We start from the raw sequence: 639 nt of genomic DNA, 5'->3' as shown, positions 1-639 counted from the left end.
GCGCGGCCGACGGCGACCTCACGGTCCGGCTGGACGCCGGCAGCGAGAGCGAGGCGATGGAGCAGATCGGCGCCGCGTTCAACGAGATGATGGACGACATCGAGTCGACGATGCGCGACGTCCAGTCGTTCGCGGGCGAGGTGTCCGCGGCCAGCGAGAAGACGGTCGAAGGCGTGGACACGGCCGAGGCGCGCAGCGAGGACGTGAGTCGGTCGGTCACGGAGATCGCAGAGGGAGCGGACGAGCAGCGCGAGATGCTCGAACAGGTCTCAGGCGAGATGAACAACCTCTCGGCGACGATCGAGGAGGTCGCTTCCTCGACGGAGACCGTCGCGGACGCGGCCCAGCAGACCGCGTCGATCGCAAACGAGGGACAGGACACCGCCGGCGAGGCGATCGACAGCGTCGGCGAGTCCCGCGAATCGATCGGCGCGACCGCGGAGAAGGTCAGGGTCCTCGACGAGCGGATGGACGNNGTCGTCGCCGACGAGGTGAAACAGCTCGCCGAGGAGACCCAGGAGGCGGCCCAGGAGATCGAGGAGCTCATCGCCGGCACGCAGTCGCAGACGCAGGCGACCGTCGAAGAGGTCCGGACCGCCGAGGAACATATGGAGGCCAGCGCCGAGGCCGTCAGCGACG

At 69.1% G+C, this 639-nt stretch carries 1 pseudogene; it reads left to right on the top strand.

Annotation, left to right across the window (positions count from 1 at the left end):
• Positions 1-639 (top strand): annotated as a pseudogene (locus tag DJ75_RS12675) (methyl-accepting chemotaxis protein); the annotation flags it as partial.

The organism is Halorubrum sp. Eb13 (assembly GCF_002252895.1).
In the GTDB taxonomy this organism is placed as follows: Archaea; Halobacteriota; Halobacteria; order Halobacteriales; family Haloferacaceae; genus Halorubrum.
The sequence above is the reverse complement of the archived record's forward strand: the minus strand, read 5'-3'. Positions and strand labels throughout refer to the sequence as shown.